Below are 21,289 nucleotides of genomic sequence, written 5' to 3'. Positions count from 1 at the left end.
GCGTGGAAACGGTCATGAGACGCACAGTGGCCGCGATCGACGGACTCAACCGCGCGGTGGGGTGGCTCCTGGCCGCCATGCTGGCAGCGATGACCGCCCTGATCGCCTGGCAGGTCTTCGCGCGCTACGTCGCCGGTGACTCCCTGACCTTCTCCGAGGAGGTCGCCCGGTTCCTCATGGTGTGGCTGACCATGCTCGGCGCCGCCTACGCGCTGCGCCAGGGCGGGCTCCCCGCCATGAACCTGCTGCCCGACCTGCTCACCGGTAGGGGCAAACTCGCGGTCGTGACCGTCGCCCACCTGGTGTCGGTGGCCTTCTACCTGGTCCTGGTCGTGCACGGGTGGGAGATCTCCCGGGCCGTGGCCTTCCAGAGCGCGCCCGCCACCGGCCTGTCCATGATGTGGCCGATGCTCGCCCTCTCCGCCGGGGGCGCCCTCGCGGTCGTCAACACCGTCGGGGTGGTCCTGGACGGTGCCCTGCAGGGACGCCTGGCCCCACCCCGTTCGGAGAGCACCCGGGAAGGTGATGTGTGATGGCGTGGCTGCTCCTGGCCAGCATGATCGTGTGCTTCGCGATCGGTGTGCCCATCGCCGTGGCCCTGGGCGCCGCGGTCCTGCTCACCGTCGTGACCGGGGACGTCTTCGGGCTGGAGGTCCTGCCGCAGCAGATCTTCAACGCGATGAACTCCTTCCCCCTCATGGCCATCCCCTTCTTCATCCTGGCCGGGTTCCTGATGCAGGCCGGAGGGATGTCCGAGCGCCTGGTCGAGCTCGCCCAGGCCCTGGTCGGGCACCTGTCCGGCGGGCTGGCCATGGTCGTGGTCGTCACGTCGCTGTTCTTCTCGGCGATCTCGGGCTCCGGGGCCGCCACCACCGCTGCCGTGGGCGCGATCATGATCCCGGCGATGGTCGCGGCTTCCTACGGCGCGCGGTACGCGGGGGCGGTGCAGGCCTCCTCCGGGGCTCTGGGGGTCATCCTGCCGCCCAGCATCCCCCTCATCATCTACGCGATCGCCGCCAACGAGTCGGTCGGCGACATGTTCATCGCCGGTGTGATCCCCGGCCTGCTCGTGGCCCTGTCCCTGCTCGCCGCCACCTACCTGGTCGCACGCAGACGCGGCTTCACCGGCGGCACTCGCAGTGACCCCCGCCAGGTCCTGCACGCCTTCACCCGCGCCATCCTTGCCCTGGCCATGCCCCTGCTCGTCCTGGGCGGTATCTACGGCGGTGTGGTCACCCCCACCGAGGCGGCGGTGACCGCGGTCGTCTACTCCCTCGTCGTCGGGCTCTTCGTCTACCGCCAGATCAGCCTGACCGACCTGGGGCCCATCCTCACCCGGGCGGCCACGACCACCGCCGTGGTCATGCTCGTGATCGGCACCGCCGGGCTCTTCGGTTTCCTGCTCACCAAACTCGGCGTGCCCGGCGACATCGCCGACTTCTTCGCCGCCGTCGACCTCGGGCCCGTCCTGTTCCTGCTCGTGGTCAACGTGGTTCTGCTCCTGGTGGGCATGTTCATCGAGGCCGCGGCCGCCATCCTCATCCTGGTGCCCATCCTGCTGCCGGTCGCCACCGAACTGGGCGTGGATCCGGTGCACTTCGGCGTCATCGTCGTGGTCAACCTCGCGATCGGACTGTTCACCCCGCCCGCCGGCATCAACCTGTTCGTGGCCGCCCAGATCTCGCGGGAGTCCATCGCCCGGGTCAGCCTCGGCGTCCTGCCGTTCGTGGGCCTGCTCTTCGCCAACGCGCTGCTCATCACCTACGTCCCGGCCCTGTCGACCTGGCTGCCGGGCGTGCTCTCGGGAGGGGACTGACCGTGCAGGACACCGACGCCGCACCCCTGCGCGTGGCCGTGGTGGGAACCGGTTACATGGGCGGCGGGATCGCCCACACCTTCGCCCTGGCCGGCCACCGCGTCACCGTCGCCGACGCGGGCCCCGAACGCGCCCGCGAGGCCGTCGACCGCCTGCTGGAGGAGGGGCGGCGCTACGCACAGGAGGGCCTGTTCCCATCCCACGCCCCGGACCGGCTCGCCCGGAACCTGGAGGCCGCACCCGACCCCGCCGGCGCCGTCCGGGACGCCCACCTCGTCTGCGAGGCCGTGCCCGAGGACGCCGCCCTCAAGTCCGAGGTCCTGGCGCAGCTCTCACGGCAGGCCCCGCCCACCGCCCTGATCGCCTCCAACACCTCCGCCGTGCCCATCGCCGACCTCGCACGGTCGGTGCAGGGGCCCGAACGGTTCCTGGGCGCCCACTGGATGAACCCCGCCTACTTCGTCCCCTGCGTGGAGGTCGTACCCGGCCCCGCCACCGCAGCGCAGACCGTGGAGTCGACCGCGGCGCTGCTGCGATCGGTGGGCAAGAGCCCCACGGTGGTGGCCGACTCCCCGGGGTTCGTGGCCAACCGCCTGCAGTTCGCCCTCTACAAGGAGTGCACCCGCATGGTCGAGGAGGGTGTGGCCGACCCCGCCCAGATCGACGAGGTGGTGCGCAACTCCTTCGGTTTCCGCCTGCCCTTCTTCGGCCCTTTCCTCGTCTCCGACATTGCGGGGCTCGACGTCTACCGCGGCGCCATGGCCACCATGGAGGAGGCCTTCGGCGCACGCATGGGAGTTCCCGAGGCCGTGTCCGAGCGCGTCGACCGAGGAAGGCTCGGCCTGAAATCGGGGGAGGGCTTCTTCCCGCACGCCGGGCCCGACGCTGACCGGCTGCGGCGTCTGCGCGATCACGCTTACGCGCGCCTGGCGCGCCTGCGCGAGGACGTCGAGCGCGACCACACCTGAGGGCCGCGCCCGACCAGGGCCGGGCGGCTCAGAACCCGACCCGGTCGGCCCCCTTCAGCCCCAGCATCTGCCGGGCCTCGTCCGGGGTGGCGATCTCGAAGCTGAGCTCCTCCAGCGCACGGCGGATCTTGGTGACCTGCTCGGCGTTGCTGNTTGGGCCCCCAGCCACAGGGAGTCCTCCAGCCCCACACGTACGTGCGCACCCATGGTCGCGCCCATCGTGGCCAGCTGCATCTGCGCCTTGCCCGCACCCAGGATCGACCACAGGTAGTCCTGCCCCAGGAGGCGGTCGGCCGTACGCCGCATGTGCATGAGGTCCTCCGGGTGGGCCCCGATCCCGCCCAGCAGACCGAACACCGACTGCACGAACAGCGGGCCGCGGGTCAGCCCCCGGTCGTGGAAGTGGGCCAGGTTGTACAGGTGCGAGATGTCGTAGCACTCGAACTCGAACCGGGTCCCGGACTCGGCGCCCATCCCCAGGATCGCCTCGATGTCGGCGTAGGTGTTCTTGAAGACGACGTCGCGCGAGTTCTCCAGAGCGCGGCGCTCCCAGTCGTGCTCGAAGTCGGTGAACCGGTCCAGCATCGGGTACAGGCCGAAGTTCATCGAGCCCATGTTGAGCGAAGCCAGCTCCGGGGCGAACTCCGCGGCGGGCCGCAGCCGCTCCTGCACGGTCATGGCGGGGTTGCCGCCCGTGGTGATGTTGACGACGGCGTCGGTCCCGCCCTTGAGGCGCTCCAGGATCGGCACAAAATGCTCGGGGTCCTGGGAGGGGCGCCCGTCGCGGGGGTCGCGCGCGTGCATGTGGACGATGGCCGCGCCGGCCTCGGCCGCACCCAGCGCCGCGTCGGCGATCTGGGTGGGGGTCACGGGCAGGTGGGGCGACATCGACGGCGTGTGGATGGCGCCGGTCACGGCGCTGGTGATGACGACTTTGCGAATGCTGGCCAAGGTGGGACCGTCCTAGTAGAGCTTCTCGGTGTTGCCGTCCACGGCCAGAGCCTGACCGGAGATCATCGCCGCGCCCGGGCCGGCCAGGAACAGGGCCGTGGCCGCGATGTCCTCGGCCGTGACCAAGCGCCCGAGCGAGGACTGGCCGGTGTAGAGCGCCTCGATCTCGGAGACCGGGCGCCCGAGCATCCGGGCCTTGTCGTCGATCACCCTCCGGATGCGGGGTCCGTCCACCGCACCGGGGCAGATCGCGTTCACCCGGATGCCCTCCTCCCCGAGCTCGGATGCCAGGGTCCGGGTCAGGCCCACCACGGCCCACTTGGAGGCCGAATACGCACTGCGCCCGGCCATCCCGAGCCGTCCCGCGGCCGAGGACATGTTGATCACCGCGGGCCGCTCCGATCGACGCAACAGCGGCAGGGCGTGTTTGACCGCGTAGAACTGGCCGTGGATGTTGACGTCGAACGTGGCCCGCCAGGCGCCCGCGTCGAGCTCGCCGACCGGGCCGGTGGGGCCGGCGATCCCGGCGTTGTTGACCAGGACGTCCAACCCGCCCAGCCGGGTGCCGGCCGTGCGCATCAGCTCCGCGACCTGGTCCTCGTCGCCGGCGTCGGCGACCGCGGTCTCCAACCCCGCCTCCCGCGCGGGGGCCAGGGCCTGCTCGTCGAGGTCGCCGACCAGGACGTGCGCGCCGGAATCGCGGAAGGCCGTGGCCATGCACAGGCCGATCCCCGATCCTGCGCCGGTGATGACGGTCCGTGGTGACTCGGGTCCGGGCACCGAACGCTCCTTCACTGCGTGTGGGGCGGGTCCGACGGGCAGCCGCACGAGCGTCCGCTCCACCACTGGTGGGGCAGGATGATGCTCTGGTACGGCGTCCCGGGCGTGTTCAGCCGCTGCTGCAACAGGTCGAAGGCGCACTGGGCCATCTCCGCCTGCGGCTGCACGACGGTGGTCATGCCGATCAGTTCCGAGCGGCTGTGCGGAAGGCCGTCGAAGCCGGTCACGGCGACCTCCTCCGGGGTGCGGACCCCGTGCTTGAGCAGGTACTCCATGACCCCGATGGCCACCTCGTCCGAACCGCAGACGACGGCGTCGGGCTGCTGACCGCCCTCCAGGAGCTCGTGCGCGGCCCGGCGCCCGCCCAGGTTGTCCAGCGAGGTGCTGATCCTCCAGTGCGGCGGGACCGGCACCTCGCGGGCGGCGGCCGCCGCGAGGAACCCGCGCTCGCGCGCGGCGGAGGCCGAGGAGGTCCTCGGTCCGATCACCGTGGCCACGCGGGTGAGCCCGTGGTCGAGCACGTGCTCCATGACCTGGTGCGCGCCGGTGGTGTCGTCGACCCCGACGAAGTCGCCGGGCACGAAGTCGGACTTGCGGGAGAGCTGCACGTAGGGGACGCGGACGGTCTGCAGGAACGACAGCGCACCCACGTCCTCGCGCGGGACGGACGTCAAGATCAGACCGTCGACCCGGCGCGCGACCAGCGCCCGCACGGTCCGGGTCAGACGCTCGGGATCCTCCTTGGAGGTGGCCAGGAAAACCTCGTGCCCGGACTCCTCGGCGTGCTCGACCACACCGTGGGCCCAGCGGGAGAACATCGGGTTGATCATGTTCGGCACGACCAGTCCGATGACCCGGTTGCGCTGCGGTGTGGGCAGGTCGTCGCCGGCGCGTGGGCGGTGACCCATCTCCTTGGCGAGCGTGAGGATCCGGTGGCGCAACGCCTCGGAGACCCCGGGCTTGCCGTTCATGACGTAGGAGACGGTGGCCGTGGAGACCCCGGCGGCCCGGGCCACAGCGGCCGCGGAGCACGGTCGCCGCAACGGTGCTGCGCTGTGGTGCACGATTCCTCCTCGTGTCCCGCTGGAGGCCGACGCTAGGCCAGCGCCGAAGCGTTAAGCAACGTTAAGTACCGAATGCGGCAGACCTCCCACGAGGCCCGTTGTGTGAACCGGACCACCGATTTATTCTGGTCTGATCAGATGATCAGGTGTGTCCACGGACGCCCCGGAGGTCGGGCCATGGCAGGCACCCGCTCACGCACGAGACCGACGATCCTGGTCGGAGGCGCGGCAGCCCTGGTCCTGGCCTGGCCGGGACCGGCCCACGCACACGGGGTCGAACTCGACCACGACGGTGCCGAGGCCGTGGTGGTCGAGGCCCGCTACGACACCGGCGAACCCATGGCCGAGGCCCAGGTGAGTGTGTACGCGCCGGACGGTACCGAGCAGCCGTGGGCCACGGGGACCGTGGACGACCGGGGCCAGTACCTGTTCGCCCCCGACGAGCCCGGCACCTGGGAGGTCGAGGTGCGCCAGGCCGGACACGGCGACACCCTGGAGGTCGAGGTCGCCGACGAGGAGCCGGAGGGCGACGACGAGGCCGGCGAGCAACCGGAGCAGAACGGCGGACCCGGGCCCGAGGGCGAGCGCGAGGACGACGACGGTACCGAGCCGGCCGGCAGCAGTGACCGGGCCGGAACGGGCTCGGGCGGCAACATGCTGCAGACGGTACTCATGGGCGCCCTTGCCGTGTGGGGCCTGGTCGGTACCGCACTGTTCTTCCTCGGCCGGAAGCGGGCCTGATGCACATCCCCGACGGAGTCCTGCCCGCGGGCGTGCTCGTCGGCGGGTACGCCGTCACCGCGTCGGCCCTGTGGTACTCCCTGCGCCGGATCAACGCCGCGGAGGACCCGGCCTCGCAGATCCCCAAGGCGTCGATGTTCACCGCCGCCTTCGTCGTGCTGACCTGGATCCACCTGCCCGTCCCGCCCACCAGCGTCCACCTGATCCTCAACGGTTTGCTGGGCGTGGTGCTGGGCTGGTTCGCCTTCCCCGCGATCGTCGTCGGGCTCTTCCTCCAGGCCGTGCTGTTCGGCCACGGCGGGCTGACCGTCCTGGGTGTCAACGCGGCCATGATGGGTGTGCCGGCCCTGCTCGCCCACGGGCTCTTCCGCCTGTGCCGCGCAGGGCCCCTGGCCCGCGTGCGGCCGACCGTGAGTACCGGCCTGGCCGGTTTCCTGGGCGGTTTCGCCGGACTGGTGGCGGCCGCGGGGATCCTGTTCGCCCTGCTCGTCACCTCGATCCCCACCCACCTCGACACCGCCGTCGAACGCGCAGCCATCACCGGCCTGGTCATCGCGCACGTGCCCCTCGGGGTGGTCGAGGGCGCGGTCACCGCGGTCGTCGTGCTGTTCCTGCTACGGGTGCGGCCGGCGCTCCTGCCCGGGCCGGCGCGCACACAGACGCAGGGGGAGCGTGACCACGGATGATGCACGCCATCGACCACCACCACGGGGCCGGCTCCCCGGTGCACAGGTGGGACCCCCGCTGCAAGCTGGTCTCGCTGGGAGCCCTTGCCCTGGCCTGCGCCGTGGTCACCGACCCGTTCCTGGTGCCGGCCGTTCTCGCCGTGGCCGCATCGTTGGTCCTGCTGTCCCGCCTGCCCGCGGGTTTCGTCCTGGCGCGCCTGCGCCGCCCGGGTGCGATCCTGTTCTGCCTGGTCGTGGCCCTGCCCTTGGTGTCCGGTCCCACGGTGCTCCTCGAACTGGGGCCCGTGTCGCTCTACCGGGAGGGAACCCTGGAGCTGTTCCTGATCGCCGGCAGGTTCACCGCCGTGGTCACACTGGCGCTGATCGCCTTCGCCACGGCACCGATGCACACCAGTATCACCGCGCTGCGTGCCCTGCGCCTGCCCCAGGTCCTCACCGACATGCTGCTGCTGACCCACCGCTATCTCCAGGAGATCGACCAGGACCTGAGCCGCATGCGCCGGTCCGCGCGCCTGCGCGCGTTCGCCCCGCGGCGTCCGGACCGGCGCACCCTGGCCACCGTGGGCGCACTCGGCGGAAGCCTGCTCGTGCGCAGCCACGACCGCTCCACCCGGGTCCACCGCGCCATGCTCCTGCGCGGGCACGGAAACCGGCCACCGGGCCGGCACACCTTCCGGGCCGGCACGGCCGACCTGGCGGGAACCGCGGCCGCCCTCACCGCGGCCGCCGCCCTGATCACCTTGGAGGCCTGGTGAACGAGCGTGCCCGAGACCCGTACCCCGTGGACGGTCCCCCGGCCCTGGACGCCCGCGGCCTGCACCTGGCCTATCCCGACGGAACTCCGGCGCTGTGCGGGCTCGACCTGTGTATGCGACCCGGTGAGCGCGTCGGCCTCGTGGGACCCAACGGGGCCGGGAAGAGCACCTTCTTCTTCGCCGCGTGCGGGTGTTGGCCCCGCAGGCGGGCCGGGTGCACCTCTTCGGCACACCGGTCCACACGCGCGGTTTCCGGCCCGAGATCGGCTTGGTCATGCAGAACCCCGACGACCAGCTCTTCTGCGCCTCGGTCCGGCACGACGTCGCCTTCGGGCCCCAGAACCTCGGGCTGCCCCCCGAACAGGTGCGCGCGCGGACCGAGGAGGCTCTGGCCCTCACCGGCACCACCGACCTGGCCGACCGCGTGCCCCACCACCTGTCAGGAGGGCAGCGGCGCATGGTCTCGGTCGCCGCCGTGTTGGCCCTGCGCCCCCGGCTGGTCGTCTACGACGAACCCACGGCGAGCCTGGACCTGCGTGCCCGCCGGCGGCTGGTCGACTTCCTGCGCACCAGCACCCACACACTCCTGGTCGCCTCCCACGACCTGGAGTTCGTCCTGGAGGTGTGCGACCGCGTCGCCGTGGTCGATGCGGGCAGGGTCGTCGCCGAAGGTGAACCGTGTGCGGTGATGGGCCGGGACCGCCTCATGCAGGCCCATGGTCTGGAGCGCCCTGCGAGCCTCGCCACGCGCCCGCCGATCGAGGGCTGACCCCCGTGTACCGCCCGCCCGTCGGTCAGGGACCGGTCTCCTCGGAGTGGGGGCGGACCAGATGGATCAGCTCGTGCACGGTCTCGTCGGTGAGCCGGTAACGCACCAGCTTGCCCTCTCGGGTCGCGTCGACCAGGTCGTGCGCGCGCAGGTGGCGCAGCGCCTGGGAGACGGTGGTCTCGCCCATGTCCGCCGCCAGCGCCAGGTCCGAGACGCAGATGGGCCCGGCGTAGTGGATGCACACGAGGAGGGTGAGGCGGGTCGGGTCGGCCACCACCGCGTAGCGCTGGGCCCAGTCGCGCACGGCCGCACCGTCGCCCAGGCCGCGCAGGGCGCTTTCGACCCTGTCGGGTTCGATCACCGTTCTCGGGGTGCCCATGGGCCGATCATGGCACGGCCCTGACGGGGCGCGCCACACGTGCCCTCCCGTACACACCGTGCGCCACACGATTGGCCGCCCGTCACCACGGGAAAGACCATCGACAAGTCCATGTGACGCAGGACACTTCCGGAAGCCGCGGGAAGCTCCATGAGTCATCGCACCCGTGTTGCCCGAGTGTCTCGGTGCCACCCGTTCGTGTGGCGCCCGGGGGAGGCGCGTATGTGTCTGGCCGTACCCGGCAAAGTCGTCCGTCTTCGTGAAGAGGACGGCACCCGCATGGCCGAGGTCGATTTCGGGGGAGCGCTCAAGGACGTCTGTCTGCAATACGTCCCCGAGGTATCTCTCGGTGAGTACGTGATCGTCCATGTCGGCTTCGCCATCCAAAAACTCGACGAGGCATCCGCACGGGAGACGCTGGCCAACTTCGAGGAGCTCGGGCTGCTCGAGGAGGAGTTCGGAGACCAGCTCGCGCAGGCCGCGCGCCAGGCCGGTGTGGAAGAACCGAGGCAGCGATGAAATACCTGGACGAGTTCTCCGATCCGGCGCTGGCCGGCAAGCTCCTCGACCGGATCCATGAAGTGACCACCCGGCCCTGGGCGATCATGGAGGTCTGCGGCGGCCAGACCCACTCCATCATCCGCCACGGCATCGACCAGCTCCTGCCCGACGGTATCGAGATGATCCACGGCCCGGGGTGCCCGGTGTGTGTGACCCCGCTGGACATGATCGACCGGGCCCTGGAGATCGCCGCCCGCGAGGACGTCATCTTCTGTTCCTTCGGAGACATGCTGCGCGTGCCCGGGAGCGAGCGCGACCTCTTCCGCGTCAAGAGCGAAGGGGCCGACGTGCGACTGGTCTACTCGCCCCTGGATGCGCTCAAGATCGCCAGACAGAACCCCGACCGCCAGGTCGTCTTCTTCGGCGTGGGTTTCGAGACCACGGCACCGGCCAACGCCATGACCGTCTACCAGGCCCAGCGCCTGGGTGTGGAGAACTTCTCGCTCCTGGTCTCGCACGTGCTCGTGCCGCCGGCCGTCGCCGCGATCATGGAGTCGTCCACCTGCCGTGTCCAGGGTTTCCTGGCGGCGGGCCACGTGTGCAGCGTGATGGGCACCCGCGAGTACCCGCCGCTGGCCGAGCGCTACGAGGTTCCGATCGTCGTCACCGGGTTCGAGCCGCTGGACATTCTCGACGGGCTCCGGCAGACCGTCACCCAGCTCGAGGCGGGCCGCAGCGAGGTGGAGAACGCCTACCCGCGCGCTGTCGCCGAGCACGGAAACCCCGCAGCACGCCAGATGCTGGAAGACGTGTTCGAGGTGACCGACCGCTCCTGGCGCGGCATCGGCATGATCCCCCGGAGCGGTTGGCGCCTGTCCGGGAAGTACCGCGCCTTCGATGCCGAGTACCGCTTCGACGTCGGTGGCATCAACACCGAGGAGTCCTCGGTGTGCCGATCGGGTGAGGTCCTGCAGGGGCTCATCAAACCCAACGAGTGCGCGGCCTTCGGCACTCTGTGCACGCCGCGCAACCCCCTGGGGGCGACCATGGTCTCCTCCGAGGGAGCGTGCGCGGCCTACTACCAGTACCGTCGGCTCGACCTGGCCGGATCGGGGGCCACCTCATGACCCAGGAAGCCCGGGACCACACCGACCTCGTGGCCGTCCCGCACCCATCGGCAGCCGTCGACCCCGCCGCGTGGACGTGTCCGGCCCCGTTGCGCGACTCGCCCACCATCGTCATGGGCCACGGTGCGGGCGGGGCCATGTCGGCCGAGCTCGTGCAACACCTGTTTCTGCCCGGCTACGGCGACGCCGCCACCCCCGACCTCGGCGACTCCGCCGTCTGTACGGTGGGCGGCCGGCGCCTGGCCTTCACCACCGACTCCTTCGTCGTGCGGCCCACGTTCTTCCCCGGCGGCAACATCGGGGACCTGGCCGTCAACGGCACCGTCAACGACCTCGCCATGTCCGGTGCGCGGCCGCTGTTCCTGTCGACCGCGTTCATCCTGGAGGAGGGCACACCGCTGGAGGAGCTCAACGCCGTCGCCCGCACCATGGGCGAGGCCGCGGGCCGTGCCGGCGTGCAGCTGGTCACCGGCGACACCAAGGTCGTCGACTCCGGGCACGGGGACGGTATCTACGTCAACACGGCCGGCGTCGGGCTCCTCGACGAGAACGTGCACATCGGCCCCGACCGCGCACGCCCCGGCGACGTGGTCCTGCTCAGCGGCGAGATCGGCCTGCACGGTATCGCGGTGATGAGCAGCCGTGAAGGGATCGAGTTCGGCACCACGGTGGAGAGCGACACGGCCGCCCTGGACAGCCTGGTGCAGCACATGCGCGCGACCGGGGCGGACCTGCGGGTGCTGCGCGACCCGACCAGGGGTGGGCTGGCCGCTTCGATCAACGAGATCGCCGTCGCCTCCGGTGTGGGCATCGAGATCACCGAGAGGGACCTGCCCGTGCCCGAGGCGGTCTCCAGCGCGTGCGGGCTGCTGGGCCTGGACCCGATGTTCGTGGCCAACGAGGGCAAGCTCGTGGCCATCGTGCCCGCGGAGGAAGCCGAACAGGTCCTGGCGGCCATGCGTGAACACCCCCGGGGAGAGAAGGCCGCAGTGGTCGGCGAGTGCGTGGCCGACCACCCGGGGGCCATGGTCAGCCGCACCGGTCTGGGCGCCACACGCGTGGTCGACCTGCCGGTCGGTGAGCAACTCCCGCGTATTTGTTGACGAACGCACGGCCGATGAGGGGAGGGCCGGATGAGTCCCGACACGGCGGGCGCAGCCATGTTCGCCCGCTACGCCTATCCCCCGAACGAACTGGGCTACTGCGGCCCCGAGGAGACCGAGCGGGTGCTCGACGCGACGGGTCCCTCCGGGGCCGGCGGCGATCTGGTCTGCCTGGCCCGACAGTTCGACGGTGCCTGGTGCTATCTGGAGACCCTCGCCGCGGGGACCGGGCACACCGACCCGCTGGACCGCAGGGTCGTCGAGGCCTACTGGCTGGGCAACGCGCTGCTGGACCGCCTGGACAGCTCCGAGTTCGCCCGTGCGGTGACCACCCGGTTCGGTGACCAGCACGGTGCACGCATGGCGGGCCTGGCCACCGGTGCGCACGGTATCGCGCCCGCGCGGGCCCACCACGGCTTCCACGTCTTCGAGGTCTACCCGTGGACAGGGCTGCTCGACGTCAACGGCGGACAGCCCGCCCTGTCGATCCTGGACCGGTGCCGGATCCGCTGGGGGAGGGTCCAGAAGGTGGACGGTGACCGGGCCGTGGTGCGTTCGCGCCCGCTGACCTGGGACGGCCGCCACCTGGCTCTGGGGGAGGCCCGTACCGAACACCCGTGCTGGGCCCACAGGGGCCGCTCCCTGCTGGGTGCGGTGCGCGAGGGCGACCGGGTCGCCATGCACTGGGACTGGATCTGCGACACGTTGTCCCCCCACCAGCTCGACCAGCTGCGCCGGCGTACCGCGCAGCAGCTCGCCCTGACCAATCGGGCGCGTGAGGGCGCCACCGGACGAGAGAGAACACACCACTGAAGGTGATGCGCTTGCACCACACGCCGAAGTGCCGACAGGAATCCGACCCGACACGACAGTGAGCCCCGGGCGCACGCGCCCGCGGCGCGTGCGGAGGCGGTGGCGACATGCCCGTCATGACCGAACGACAGAAACCCGAAGAGACCGAGGAAGAGCCGATCCACGTACTGTGGATCAACGCCGGGCTCAGCTGCGACGGCGACTCCGTGGCCCTGACCGCAGCGACCCAGCCCAGTATCGAGGAGATCGCGCTCGGAGCCCTGCCGGGGCTGCCCCGGGTGGCCGTCCACTGGCCGCTCATCGACTTCGAGTGCGGGCCCGAAGGCGGCGCGGACGACTTCCTCGAATGGTTCCGCAAGGCCGACCGCGGTGAACTCGAACCGTTCGTCCTGGTGGTCGAGGGGTCCATACCCAACGAGGAGGTCAGCGGCGAGGGCTACTGGTGCGGATTCGGCAACGACGAGAGCACCGGCCAGCCCATCACCACCAACGAGTGGATCGACCGGCTCGCCCCCAAGGCCCTGGCGGTCCTGGCGGTGGGCACGTGTGCCACCTACGGCGGGATCCACGCCATGGAGGGCAACCCGACCGGCGCCATGGGGGTCCCCGACTACCTGGGCTGGGACTGGAAGTCCGGGGCGGGGCTGCCGATCGTGTGCGTACCCGGGTGCCCGATCCAGCCCGACAACCTGTCGGAGACGCTGACCTACCTGCTCTACCAGGCCTCGGGGCAGGCACCGATGATCCCGCTGGACGAGGCGCTGCGCCCGACCTGGCTGTTCGGCAAGACCGTGCACGAGGGCTGTGACCGCGCGGGCTACTACGAGCAGGGCGACTTCGCCGAGGAGTACGGCTCCGAGAAGTGCATCGTCAAGCTCGGATGCTGGGGTCCGGTCGTCAAGTGCAACGTCCCCAAACGCGGCTGGATGAACGGGATCGGCGGCTGTCCCAACGTCGGGGGCATCTGCATCGGCTGCACCATGCCGGGGTTCCCGGACAAGTTCATGCCGTTCATGGACGAACCGCCCGGCGGAAAGCTTTCCACGGCCGCGGTCACGGGCTACGGCACCATGATGCGCTCCCTGCGCAAGGTCACCCGCCGCACTCTGGACAAGGAACCCAGGTGGCGCCGGCGTGGCAGGACGTTGAACACCGGATACGAACCGGCCCGATGACACCGCCGCGGGAGGGCCGGGGTCCTCCCGCGCCGCGAGGAGACGAACCGATCAGCAGACCGCGGGGGAGCCACCATGGCCACCAGAGCCGAGAAGGACACGGACAAGGACACCACGAAGCCCGAACTGGTCGACATGAACTGGGATCCGATCACCCGGATCGTCGGCAGCCTCGGTATCTACACGAAGGTGGACTTCGCCAACGGGACCGTCGCAGAGTGCAAGAGCACTTCGTCGATCTTCCGTGGCTACAGCATCTTCATGAAGGGCAAGGATCCGCGCGACGCACACTTCATCACCAGCCGCATCTGCGGGATCTGCGGCGACAACCACGCGACCTGTTCCTGTTACGCGCAGAACATGACCTACGGCGTCAAGCCACCGCACATCGGTGAGTGGATCGTCAATCTCGGCGAGGCTGCAGAGTACATGTTCGACCACAACATCTTCCAGGAGAACCTGGTCGGGGTGGACTACTGCGAGAAGATGGTCTCCGAGACCAACCCGGGTGTGCTCGCACGGGCCGAGAACGCCCGGGCGCCCAACGCAGCCCTCCACGGCTACCGCACGATCGCCGACATCATGCGGGCGCTCAACCCCTTCTCGGGGGAGTTCTACCGTGAGGCGCTGCAGGTCAGCCGGTCCACGCGGGAGATGTTCTGCCTCATGGAGGGCCGCCACGTGCATCCCTCCACGCTCTACCCCGGCGGGGTCGGCACGGTCGCCACCATCCAGCTCATGACCGACTACATGAGCCGCCTGATGCGCTACATCGAGTTCATGAAGAAGTCGGTGCCCATGCACGACGACCTCTTCGACTTCTTCTACGAGGCGCTGCCCGGATACGAACAGGTCGGCAATCGCCGCATCCTGCTGGGCTGCTGGGGCTCCTTCCAGGACCCGGAGGTGTGCAACTTCTCGTACAAGGACATGACCGACTGGGGCCGGCGCATGTTCGTCACCCCGGGCGTGGTCGTGGACGGCGAGCTCGTCACCACCGACCTGGTCGACATCAACCTGGGGATCCGGATCCTGCTGGGGAGCTCCTACTACGACGACTGGCAGGGGCAGGAGAAGTTCGTCAGCCACGATCCGCTCGGTAACCCGGTCGACGCCCGGCACCCGTGGAACCAGCACACCAACCCGCACCCGCAACGCCGCGACCTGGAGGACAAGTACAGCTGGGTGATGTCGCCGCGCTGGTTCGACGGCCGGGACCACCTCCCGCTGGACACCGGCGGCGGCGCCCTGGCCCGGCTCTGGTCGACCGCGCTGGCCGGCCTGGTGGAGACCGACCACCTCAAGGCCACCGGTTCGAGCGTGCGCATGATCCTGCCCCGGACCGGGCTCGAGCCCGAGATGGAACTGGAATGGCGCGTCCCGCGGTGGAGCAACACCCTGGAACGCAACCGCGCGCGCACCTACTTCCAGGCCTACGCGGCCGTGTGCGCCCTGCACTTCGCGGAGAAGGCCCTGGCCGAGATCCGTGCGGGCAACACCCGCACGTGGGAGCCCTTCGAGGTCCCCGAGGAGGGTGTGGGCTGCGGCTTCACCGAGGCGGTACGCGGTGTGCTCTCGCACCACATGGTGGTGCGCGACGGCAAGATCGCCAACTACCACCCGTACCCGCCCACACCGTGGAACGCCAGCCCGCGGGACACCTACGGGACCCCGGGCCCCTACGAGGACGCGGTCGAGGGCCAGCCCCTGTTCGAGGAAAACGACCGCGAGAACTTCAAGGGCATCGACATCATGCGTACCGTGCGCAGCTTCGACCCGTGCCTGCCCTGCGGCGTGCACATGTACCTGGGCCAGGGCAAGAGCGTGGAGCGGCTGCACTCGCCGAGCGGTCAGGAGCCCGAGGGATGAGCGCCGGCCGGGACGCCGAACGCGTCGAACAGCTCATGAGCTCCTTCGCCGCCGCCGGGCCACTGGTGCAGAACCGGGTGGAGGAGCTGGTGTCCCTGGTCGTGGAGCTGCACGGCGCCGGCCTGGAGCGGCTCCTGGAGATCGCCGACGAGTCCGGGGCCCTCACCGACGGCGTGCTCGACCGCATCGCCGACGACGAACAGGTCTCGGCGCTGCTGCTCCTGCACGGCCTGCACCCAGACGACGTCCACACTCGCATCGAGCGGGCCCTGGACCGGGTGCGGCCCTACATGGGCTCGCACGGGGGAGACGTGAGCCTGGTCGAGGTCGACGGGGGCCTGGTGCGCCTGCGCATGCTCGGCAACTGCCAGGGCTGCCCGTCCTCGAACGCGACCCTCGAGCTGGCGGTGGAGGGCGCTGTGCGCGCCGCCGCACCCGAGATCGAGGACATCGAGTGCGACGCCACCGCGGAGGAGGAACCCGGCCCTGCGCTGATCTCCTCGGAGTCGCTGTTCAGCCGTGTCCGCGCGGACCAGGGCGGGGACGAGGCCGCAGGGCGGAGCGAACCTGCCTCGACCTGGCAGACCCTCGACCTGGACGACCTCGCCCCGGGCACGGTCCGTGCGATGACCGTCGGGGGAGCCGGGGTCGTCGTGTGCCGCGTGGGCACGGACACCTACGCCTACCGCGACCGCTGCGCACGGTGCCGACAAGGCCTGGAGGGGGCGGGCCTGCAGAGGATCGTCGGCTCGCCGTCCGGGGGAGTGGCCATGGTCTGCCCGCACTGCCGCGCCCACTTCGACGTGCGCCGGGCCGGGGCGGAGGTGGCCGAGGCCGACACCCACCTGGAACCGCTGCCGCTGCTGGACGACGGAGGGCTCTGGGAGATCGCCCTGCCCCGGGAGGTGCCGGCATGACGATGAGGCGGAGGGTGGCCACCGGCCGCGCCGTCGCGGCCCTGCGCCGCGCACGATCGGAGACCGGCGCCGGAGGTGGTGGGGACGGCGACGTGAGTGCGGAGCAGTGCGAGATGTGTGCGCGCCCGGCGGGGCAGCACCACCCGCACGTGGTCGACCTGGAATCGCGCGAACTGCTGTGCACCTGTCGGCCCTGCTCCTACCTGTTCGTCGCCGAGGGCGCCGCCGCAGGCCGGTACCGGGCGGTGCCGGAGCGGTACCTGAGCTTCGGCGACTTCACCCTGGACCAGGCCCGTTGGGACGCCCTGCAGATCCCGGTCGGAATGGCGTTCTTCTTCACCAACTCCCGACTGGGCCGCACCGTGGCCTTCTATCCCGGGCCGGCCGGGGCCACCGAGTCCGAGCTGCCGCTCGAGGCCTGGCAGGAGGTGGTGGACGACAACCCCGCACTGGGCGGGGCGGCCCCGGACGTGGAGGCGATCCTGGTCGCCGCGCCCGGCGCGCGCAGCCCCATGGCGTCCGGTCACGACGACCGGTTCGCGTGTTTCCTCGTGCCCATCGACACCTGCTACGAGCTGGTCGGGCATCTGCGCAGCACCTGGCGCGGGTTCGACGGGGGACAGGAGGTACGGGNTCGGCTGGAGACCTTCTTCGCCGACCTGCGCCGCCGCAGCAGGCCCGCCCCGCCCGCGCACAGCCACCGGGGGAGCGCATGAGTGAACTGTCCTTCGAGGTCCTGGGTGTGGAGGCCGAACGCCACGCCGCCGCACCGACCCTGAACGTGGGGCTGCGCATCGGAGAGCACACCGGCGAGCGGGTGCATGCCGTGGCCCTCAACGCCCAGGTCCGTATCGACGCCCAACGCCGGAGCTACGACGAGGACGAACGGGCCGGGGTCGTGGACCTGTTCGGCGATCCCGCACGCTGGGGCAGCACACTCAAACCGTTCCTGTGGACCCAGGCCGCCGCCATGGTCCAGGGCTTTCGCGAGAGCACCGAGGCCCAGCTGCCGATGATCGTCACCTACGACTTCGACGTGGCCGCCGCCAAGTATCTGAACGCACTGCGCGGGGGCGAGGTCCCCCTCTCGCTGAGCTTCTCCGGCACCGTCTTCACTCGGGGCAGCGGCGGGTTCTCCGTCGAACGCATCCCCTGGCACCACGACGTCGACCACCGCATGCCGGTACAGGTGTGGCAGGAGCTCATCGCCCACCACTTCCCCGGGAAGGGGTGGCTGCGGTTGGACCACACGACCATCACCGCCCTGCAGCGGTTCAAGAGCCGGCGGGGACTGCTCAGCCACGACGAGGCCTGTGCCGTACTGCTGCGCGAGGCGGGGGTGCACACACCATGAACACACACGAGAACGGTCTCGAGCAGGCTCGCGCGGTCGCCGACGCGGTCCTCTACGAGGGTTACCTGCTCTACCCCTACCGCGCTTCCTCGGGCAAGAACCGCGTGCGGTGGCAGTTCGGTGTCCTGGGTCCCCGCGACGCGGAGAACGGTGCCGAGGCCGAGGGCCCCACCATGGCCACCGACCTGCTGGTGCACGACAGGGGCCAGGGAGAGGTCGGAATCAGAGTCCGCTTCCTGCAACTGCAGGCCCGGACCGTCGAACGGGTCACCGGCCCCGGCACGTTCCGACCCGTCCACACCCTGGAGTGCGGCGGGACCACCTGGATCAGCTGGGACGAGGCCGTCGACCACGAGATCGACCTGGGAACGTTCGACCTGTGCGCACTGCGGTCCGGAGCACACACAGGCGACGTAGAGGTCCCCGCCGGAACCGCGACCGAACCCCTGCACGACGAGTACGGCACACCCCTGGGCCGCCTCGTACGCCGNCCCCCCGCCTCGAACTGACCGGCGGCGACGGCCCGGTCCAGACCCTGCGGGTGACCCTTTCCAACCGGGGGGCGGCCCACGCCGAGGAATCGCCCACGGAGGCCGACCACCACCACGACGCCCGCGCCCGCACCCTGCGCCGAAGCGCGCTCAGCGCACACCTGACCCTGCGCGCCCACGGCGCCGTCTTCGCGTCCGTGATCGACCCGCCCCCCTGGGCCGAGGATCAGGCCCGCGCCTGCCGCAGCCACCGCCTGTGGCCGGTCCTGGTCGGGGACACCGGCACCGACGACGTGGTCCTGGCCGCGCCGATCATCCTCTACGACCGGCCCGCCACCGCCGAACACAGCCGGGGGGACCTGTTCGACTCCACCGAGATCGACGAACTCCTCTCCCTGCGCGTGATGACCCTCACCGACGAGGAGAAGCACGAGGCCAGGGCGACCGACCCCAGGGCGGCCGAGATCGTGGACCGCTGCGACGCACTCACCGCCGGCGACCTGGAACGCATGCACGGCCTCACCGAGGAGGTCCCGCCCGTGCCCGGCCCCCGCAGCGGCACCGACGGCGTCCCGGTCTGGGCCACCCCGACAGAGCGGGAGGGATCCGCCGGGCATGACCGGCCCTGGTGGGATCCGGGGACGGACGCCTCCGTGGACCCGGCCACCGACACCGTCGAGGTCGCCGGGGTCGCCCTCGGCCGCGGCAGCACCGTGCGCCTGCGCCCCGGTCCCGGCGCCGATGCACAGGACTTGTTCTTCGCCGACCGCACCGCGACCGTGGCGGGTGTGCACCACGACGTCGACGGAGGCATCCACCTGGCCGTCCTGCTCAGTGACGACCCCGCGAGCGAACTCCACGAGTGGTACGGGCGCTACCTCTACTTCGGAACCCACGAGGTCGAACCCTGTCCCGTTCCGGGGGAGGGGAGCCGGCCTTGAACACGCAGATCCTCATCGCCGGTGTCGGCAACATCTTCCTCAGCGACGACGGGTTCGGTCCCGAGGCCGTCCGCGCCCTGGCCCGCGAACCCCTGCCCACACACGCGCGCGCGGTCGACTACGGCATCCGCGGGCTCCATCTCGCCTACGACCTGCTGGAGGGCTACCACGCACTCGTACTCGTCGACGCCCTGCCCGGCGACCATGGACCGGGGACGGTCCGGGTGCTGGAAGTGGGGCGTGCTGACCTGCCCCCGTCCGCCGGGGTGGACGCCCACGGCATGGACCCGGCCGCCGTGCTCGCGACCGTGGAGTCCCTGGGCGGACGGCTGCCCCGCACTTTCGTCGTGGGGTGCGAACCAGCGTCCACCGGCGAGGGCATCGGACTCTCCGAGGCGGTCACCGCCTCGGTGGGCACCGCCACAGCGGCGGTGCGGGACCTGTTGGCCCACGAACTGGCCGCGCCGCCGGTGCCGTCACCGCGGTCGGCCGGGAGGGAGACCTGAATGCGCACGCTCGGCAAAGTCACGGCACTGGCGCTGGTCGCGCTCGCGGGCGTACTGGTCGTCGTGGCCGTGCGCTCCAAACCGGACATCGAGAGGTACCAGAGGATCCGCAGGATGTGACGCCCGAGAACGAGGGGACTGATCACGGATGTGCCTGGGCATCCCCGGCCAGGTGGTCGAACTGGTCCGGGACAACGACCAGCTCGCCCTGGTCGACGTGGCCGGCGCGCACCGGCAGGTCAACACCGGCCTGCTCGACCCGGGGGCGCTGGCCCCCGGCGACTGGGTGCTCGTCCACATGGGTTTCGTGATGGAGAAGGTCGACCGAGACCGGGCGCGGCGGGCCCTGGACGGGCTGCAGACGATGGGCCGGCCCGACGAGGGCATCGACCGGCGCACCGCAGGGTGAGGCCCCGGGAGGCAGGGTGCACGAACTGGCCATCACCGAGAGCATCGTCGCCGGCGTCGCAGAGCGCACCGGCCCGGCCCGCGTTCGCAGTCTTCAGTTGGAGATCGGACTGCTGTCCGGCGTGGTCCCCGACGCAGTGCGCTTCTGCTTCGACCTGGCGGCCGAGGGCACCACGCTGGCCGGCGCCCGGCTGGACATCGACGAACCCGAAGGCCAGGGGAAGTGCCTGACCTGCGAAGAGGTATTCACCGTGCGGACCTGGGCGGTGATCTGTCCGTGCGGCAGCTCCGACGTGGACCTGCTGTCGGGGACACAACTACGAGTGAGATCGGTCGAGGTGATGTGACCATGTGCGCGACGTGCGGCTGTTCCGACGACACCGGGACGAGGATCGACGGGGTGGCCGTCCCCGGACACGACCACTCCCACGGGCATGAGCACTCCCACGGGCAGGACCACGCCCGTGGGCACGGGCACACGCACACCGTCGAACTCGAGCAGGACGTGCTGGCCAAGAACGACCACCTAGCCGGGCACAACCGCGCCTGGTTGGACCAGAACACCATCAGGGCCGTCAACATCATGAGCTCGCCCGGCTCGGGCAAGACCACACTCCTGGAACGCACCATCACCGGGCTCGGAGCCGAGGGTGTGTCGGTGGTCGAGGGTGACCAGGAGCCCCCGTTCGACGCCGACCGCATCCGCGCCCCCGGCTGCCGCGCCGTCCAGATCAACACCGGTGCCGGCTGCCACCTCGACGCGCAGATGCTCTCCGACGCGCTGCGCAGCCTGGACCCGCCCCGCGGGTCGGTGGTCCTGATCGAGAACGTCGGCAACCTCGTCTGCCCCGCGCTCTTCGACCTGGGCGAGCACGCCAGGGTGGTCGTCATGTCGGTGCCCGAGGGCGAGGACAAGCCGATCAAGTACCCGCACATGTTCCGCGGCGCCGACCTGGTCCTGCTCAACAAGGTAGACCTGCTGCCCCACCTGGACTTCGACATGGACCGGTTCCTGGAGCACCTGCGCCGGGTCAACCCCGGAGCGGCTCTGCACCCGGTCTCGGCCACCCGCGGCGAGGGGCTGCAGGAGTGGTACGCGTGGCTGGGGGCGCACAGCCCGTCGGCGGGCACGCCGGTCCGGGCCCGGTAGGCGTCCTCCGGTACCGGCCCGGTCC

25 protein-coding genes and 1 pseudogene are annotated in these 21,289 nt (G+C 70.8%); 22 read left to right on the top strand and 4 right to left on the bottom strand.

The genetic code is table 11. The features are described 5' to 3' along the window. Positions 1-14: 14 nt before the first annotated feature. The 3 genes from D474_RS0101375 to D474_RS0101365 are packed head-to-tail and all read left to right on the top strand — an operon-like array spanning position 15 to position 2,784. Positions 15-533 (top strand): TRAP transporter small permease, encoded by a 519-nt coding sequence (locus D474_RS0101375; RefSeq protein WP_204367095.1) that lies wholly within the window; start codon positions 15-17, stop codon positions 531-533. Beyond that, positions 533-1,816, top strand: coding sequence for a TRAP transporter large permease (locus tag D474_RS0101370; RefSeq protein WP_017611804.1), 1,284 nt, complete (start codon positions 533-535; stop codon positions 1,814-1,816). The genes D474_RS0101375 and D474_RS0101370 overlap by 1 nt, the downstream gene beginning before the upstream one ends. Positions 1,817-1,818: 2 nt before the next feature. Next, positions 1,819-2,784: a 3-hydroxyacyl-CoA dehydrogenase family protein gene (locus D474_RS0101365; protein ID WP_017611803.1), complete on the top strand. Its 966-nt coding sequence runs from the start codon at positions 1,819-1,821 to the stop codon at positions 2,782-2,784. A 28-nt stretch (positions 2,785-2,812) separates the two neighbouring features. Here D474_RS0101365 and D474_RS34185 read toward each other — a convergent pair. The 3 genes and pseudogenes from D474_RS34185 to D474_RS0101350 form a co-directional block, all read right to left on the bottom strand. Further along, a pseudogene (locus D474_RS34185) lies at positions 2,813-3,672 on the bottom strand (3-keto-5-aminohexanoate cleavage protein). 75 nt (positions 3,673-3,747) lie between these two features. Next, complete coding sequence (locus tag D474_RS0101355; protein ID WP_026118077.1) at positions 3,748-4,515, bottom strand: SDR family oxidoreductase; 768 nt, start codon at positions 4,513-4,515, stop codon at positions 3,748-3,750. An 11-nt stretch (positions 4,516-4,526) separates the two neighbouring features. Beyond that, positions 4,527-5,579: a LacI family DNA-binding transcriptional regulator gene (locus tag D474_RS0101350; protein WP_204367093.1), complete on the bottom strand. Its 1,053-nt coding sequence runs from the start codon at positions 5,577-5,579 to the stop codon at positions 4,527-4,529. Positions 5,580-5,756: 177 nt separating this feature from the next. On the opposite strand from D474_RS0101350, the gene D474_RS0101345 reads away from it, so the two are divergent. The 4 genes from D474_RS0101345 (at position 5,757) to D474_RS27265 (ending at position 8,530) form a co-directional block, all read left to right on the top strand. Beyond that, entirely contained in the window at positions 5,757-6,320 is a 564-nt protein-coding gene (locus tag D474_RS0101345; protein ID WP_017611800.1) for a carboxypeptidase-like regulatory domain-containing protein, read from the top strand. Then, the gene (cbiM, locus tag D474_RS0101340; protein WP_017611799.1) at positions 6,320-7,006 is read left to right on the top strand and encodes a cobalt transporter CbiM; all 687 of its coding nucleotides are present in this window, start codon (positions 6,320-6,322) and stop codon (positions 7,004-7,006) included. Before D474_RS0101345 ends, cbiM begins: the two co-directional genes overlap by 1 nt. Beyond that, a complete protein-coding gene (cbiQ, locus tag D474_RS27270; protein ID WP_017611798.1) occupies positions 7,003-7,761 on the top strand; it encodes a cobalt ECF transporter T component CbiQ in 759 nt (252 codons plus the stop codon). Before cbiM ends, cbiQ begins: the two co-directional genes overlap by 4 nt. Before the next feature lie 190 nt (positions 7,762-7,951). After that, the gene (locus tag D474_RS27265) at positions 7,952-8,530 is read left to right on the top strand and encodes an energy-coupling factor ABC transporter ATP-binding protein (RefSeq protein ID WP_394296514.1); all 579 of its coding nucleotides are present in this window, start codon (positions 7,952-7,954) and stop codon (positions 8,528-8,530) included. A gap of 25 nt (positions 8,531-8,555) precedes the next feature. Here the strand turns inward: D474_RS27265 and D474_RS0101325 are convergent, their stop codons facing one another. Further along, the gene (locus tag D474_RS0101325; protein WP_017611796.1) at positions 8,556-8,909 is read right to left on the bottom strand and encodes an ArsR/SmtB family transcription factor; all 354 of its coding nucleotides are present in this window, start codon (positions 8,907-8,909) and stop codon (positions 8,556-8,558) included. A 150-nt stretch (positions 8,910-9,059) separates the two neighbouring features. Between D474_RS0101325 and D474_RS0101320 the strand changes: the two genes are divergently transcribed. The 15 genes from D474_RS0101320 to hypB all read left to right on the top strand — a co-directional run bounded on the left by D474_RS0101320 (position 9,060) and on the right by hypB (position 21,264). Next, positions 9,060-9,428, top strand: coding sequence for a HypC/HybG/HupF family hydrogenase formation chaperone (locus tag D474_RS0101320; protein WP_338045262.1), 369 nt, complete (start codon positions 9,060-9,062; stop codon positions 9,426-9,428). After that, entirely contained in the window at positions 9,425-10,537 is a 1,113-nt protein-coding gene (hypD, locus tag D474_RS0101315) for a hydrogenase formation protein HypD (protein WP_017611794.1), read from the top strand. Before D474_RS0101320 ends, hypD begins: the two co-directional genes overlap by 4 nt. Then, on the top strand, positions 10,534-11,640 hold the full coding sequence (hypE, locus tag D474_RS0101310; RefSeq protein WP_017611793.1) for a hydrogenase expression/formation protein HypE: 1,107 nt from the start codon (positions 10,534-10,536) through the stop codon (positions 11,638-11,640). Before hypD ends, hypE begins: the two co-directional genes overlap by 4 nt. A 30-nt stretch (positions 11,641-11,670) precedes the next feature. Further along, a complete protein-coding gene (locus D474_RS0101305; protein WP_017611792.1) occupies positions 11,671-12,453 on the top strand; it encodes a DUF6390 family protein in 783 nt (260 codons plus the stop codon). 116 nt (positions 12,454-12,569) lie between these two features. After that, complete coding sequence (locus D474_RS0101300; protein WP_086002921.1) at positions 12,570-13,628, top strand: NADH-quinone oxidoreductase subunit B family protein; 1,059 nt, start codon at positions 12,570-12,572, stop codon at positions 13,626-13,628. A 75-nt stretch (positions 13,629-13,703) separates the two neighbouring features. Next, on the top strand, positions 13,704-15,497 hold the full coding sequence (locus D474_RS0101295; protein WP_017611790.1) for a nickel-dependent hydrogenase large subunit: 1,794 nt from the start codon (positions 13,704-13,706) through the stop codon (positions 15,495-15,497). Further along, on the top strand, positions 15,494-16,414 hold the full coding sequence (locus tag D474_RS0101290) for a NifU family protein (protein WP_017611789.1): 921 nt from the start codon (positions 15,494-15,496) through the stop codon (positions 16,412-16,414). Before D474_RS0101295 ends, D474_RS0101290 begins: the two co-directional genes overlap by 4 nt. Beyond that, on the top strand, positions 16,411-17,130 hold the full coding sequence (locus tag D474_RS0101285) for a DUF5947 family protein (RefSeq protein ID WP_040702905.1): 720 nt from the start codon (positions 16,411-16,413) through the stop codon (positions 17,128-17,130). Before D474_RS0101290 ends, D474_RS0101285 begins: the two co-directional genes overlap by 4 nt. Further along, positions 17,127-17,768 (top strand): DUF6084 family protein, encoded by a 642-nt coding sequence (locus D474_RS0101280; RefSeq protein WP_017611787.1) that lies wholly within the window; start codon positions 17,127-17,129, stop codon positions 17,766-17,768. The genes D474_RS0101285 and D474_RS0101280 overlap by 4 nt, the downstream gene beginning before the upstream one ends. Before the next feature lie 541 nt (positions 17,769-18,309). Continuing rightward, positions 18,310-19,200, top strand: coding sequence for a hypothetical protein (locus D474_RS32915; protein WP_051050901.1), 891 nt, complete (start codon positions 18,310-18,312; stop codon positions 19,198-19,200). After that, positions 19,197-19,706 carry a hydrogenase maturation protease gene (locus tag D474_RS0101270; RefSeq protein WP_017611786.1) on the top strand — a complete coding sequence of 170 codons (510 nt, stop codon included), beginning with the start codon at positions 19,197-19,199 and terminating at the stop codon, positions 19,704-19,706. The genes D474_RS32915 and D474_RS0101270 overlap by 4 nt, the downstream gene beginning before the upstream one ends. Beyond that, positions 19,707-19,826 carry a DUF6893 family small protein gene (locus D474_RS34180; protein ID WP_017611785.1) on the top strand — a complete coding sequence of 40 codons (120 nt, stop codon included), beginning with the start codon at positions 19,707-19,709 and terminating at the stop codon, positions 19,824-19,826. It begins immediately after the preceding gene. 28 nt (positions 19,827-19,854) lie between these two features. Next, positions 19,855-20,115 (top strand): HypC/HybG/HupF family hydrogenase formation chaperone, encoded by a 261-nt coding sequence (locus D474_RS0101260; protein WP_017611784.1) that lies wholly within the window; start codon positions 19,855-19,857, stop codon positions 20,113-20,115. Positions 20,116-20,131: 16 nt separating this feature from the next. Continuing rightward, positions 20,132-20,461, top strand: coding sequence for a hydrogenase maturation nickel metallochaperone HypA/HybF (locus D474_RS0101255; RefSeq protein WP_017611783.1), 330 nt, complete (start codon positions 20,132-20,134; stop codon positions 20,459-20,461). A 2-nt stretch (positions 20,462-20,463) separates the two neighbouring features. After that, on the top strand, positions 20,464-21,264 hold the full coding sequence (hypB, locus tag D474_RS0101250) for a hydrogenase nickel incorporation protein HypB (protein WP_026118072.1): 801 nt from the start codon (positions 20,464-20,466) through the stop codon (positions 21,262-21,264). Positions 21,265-21,289 lie beyond the last annotated feature (25 nt).

It is taken from the genome of Nocardiopsis salina YIM 90010 (assembly GCF_000341025.1).
Taxonomy (GTDB): Bacteria; Actinomycetota; Actinomycetes; order Streptosporangiales; family Streptosporangiaceae; genus Nocardiopsis; species Nocardiopsis salina.
This window is presented reverse-complemented; position numbering and strand designations above follow the sequence as displayed.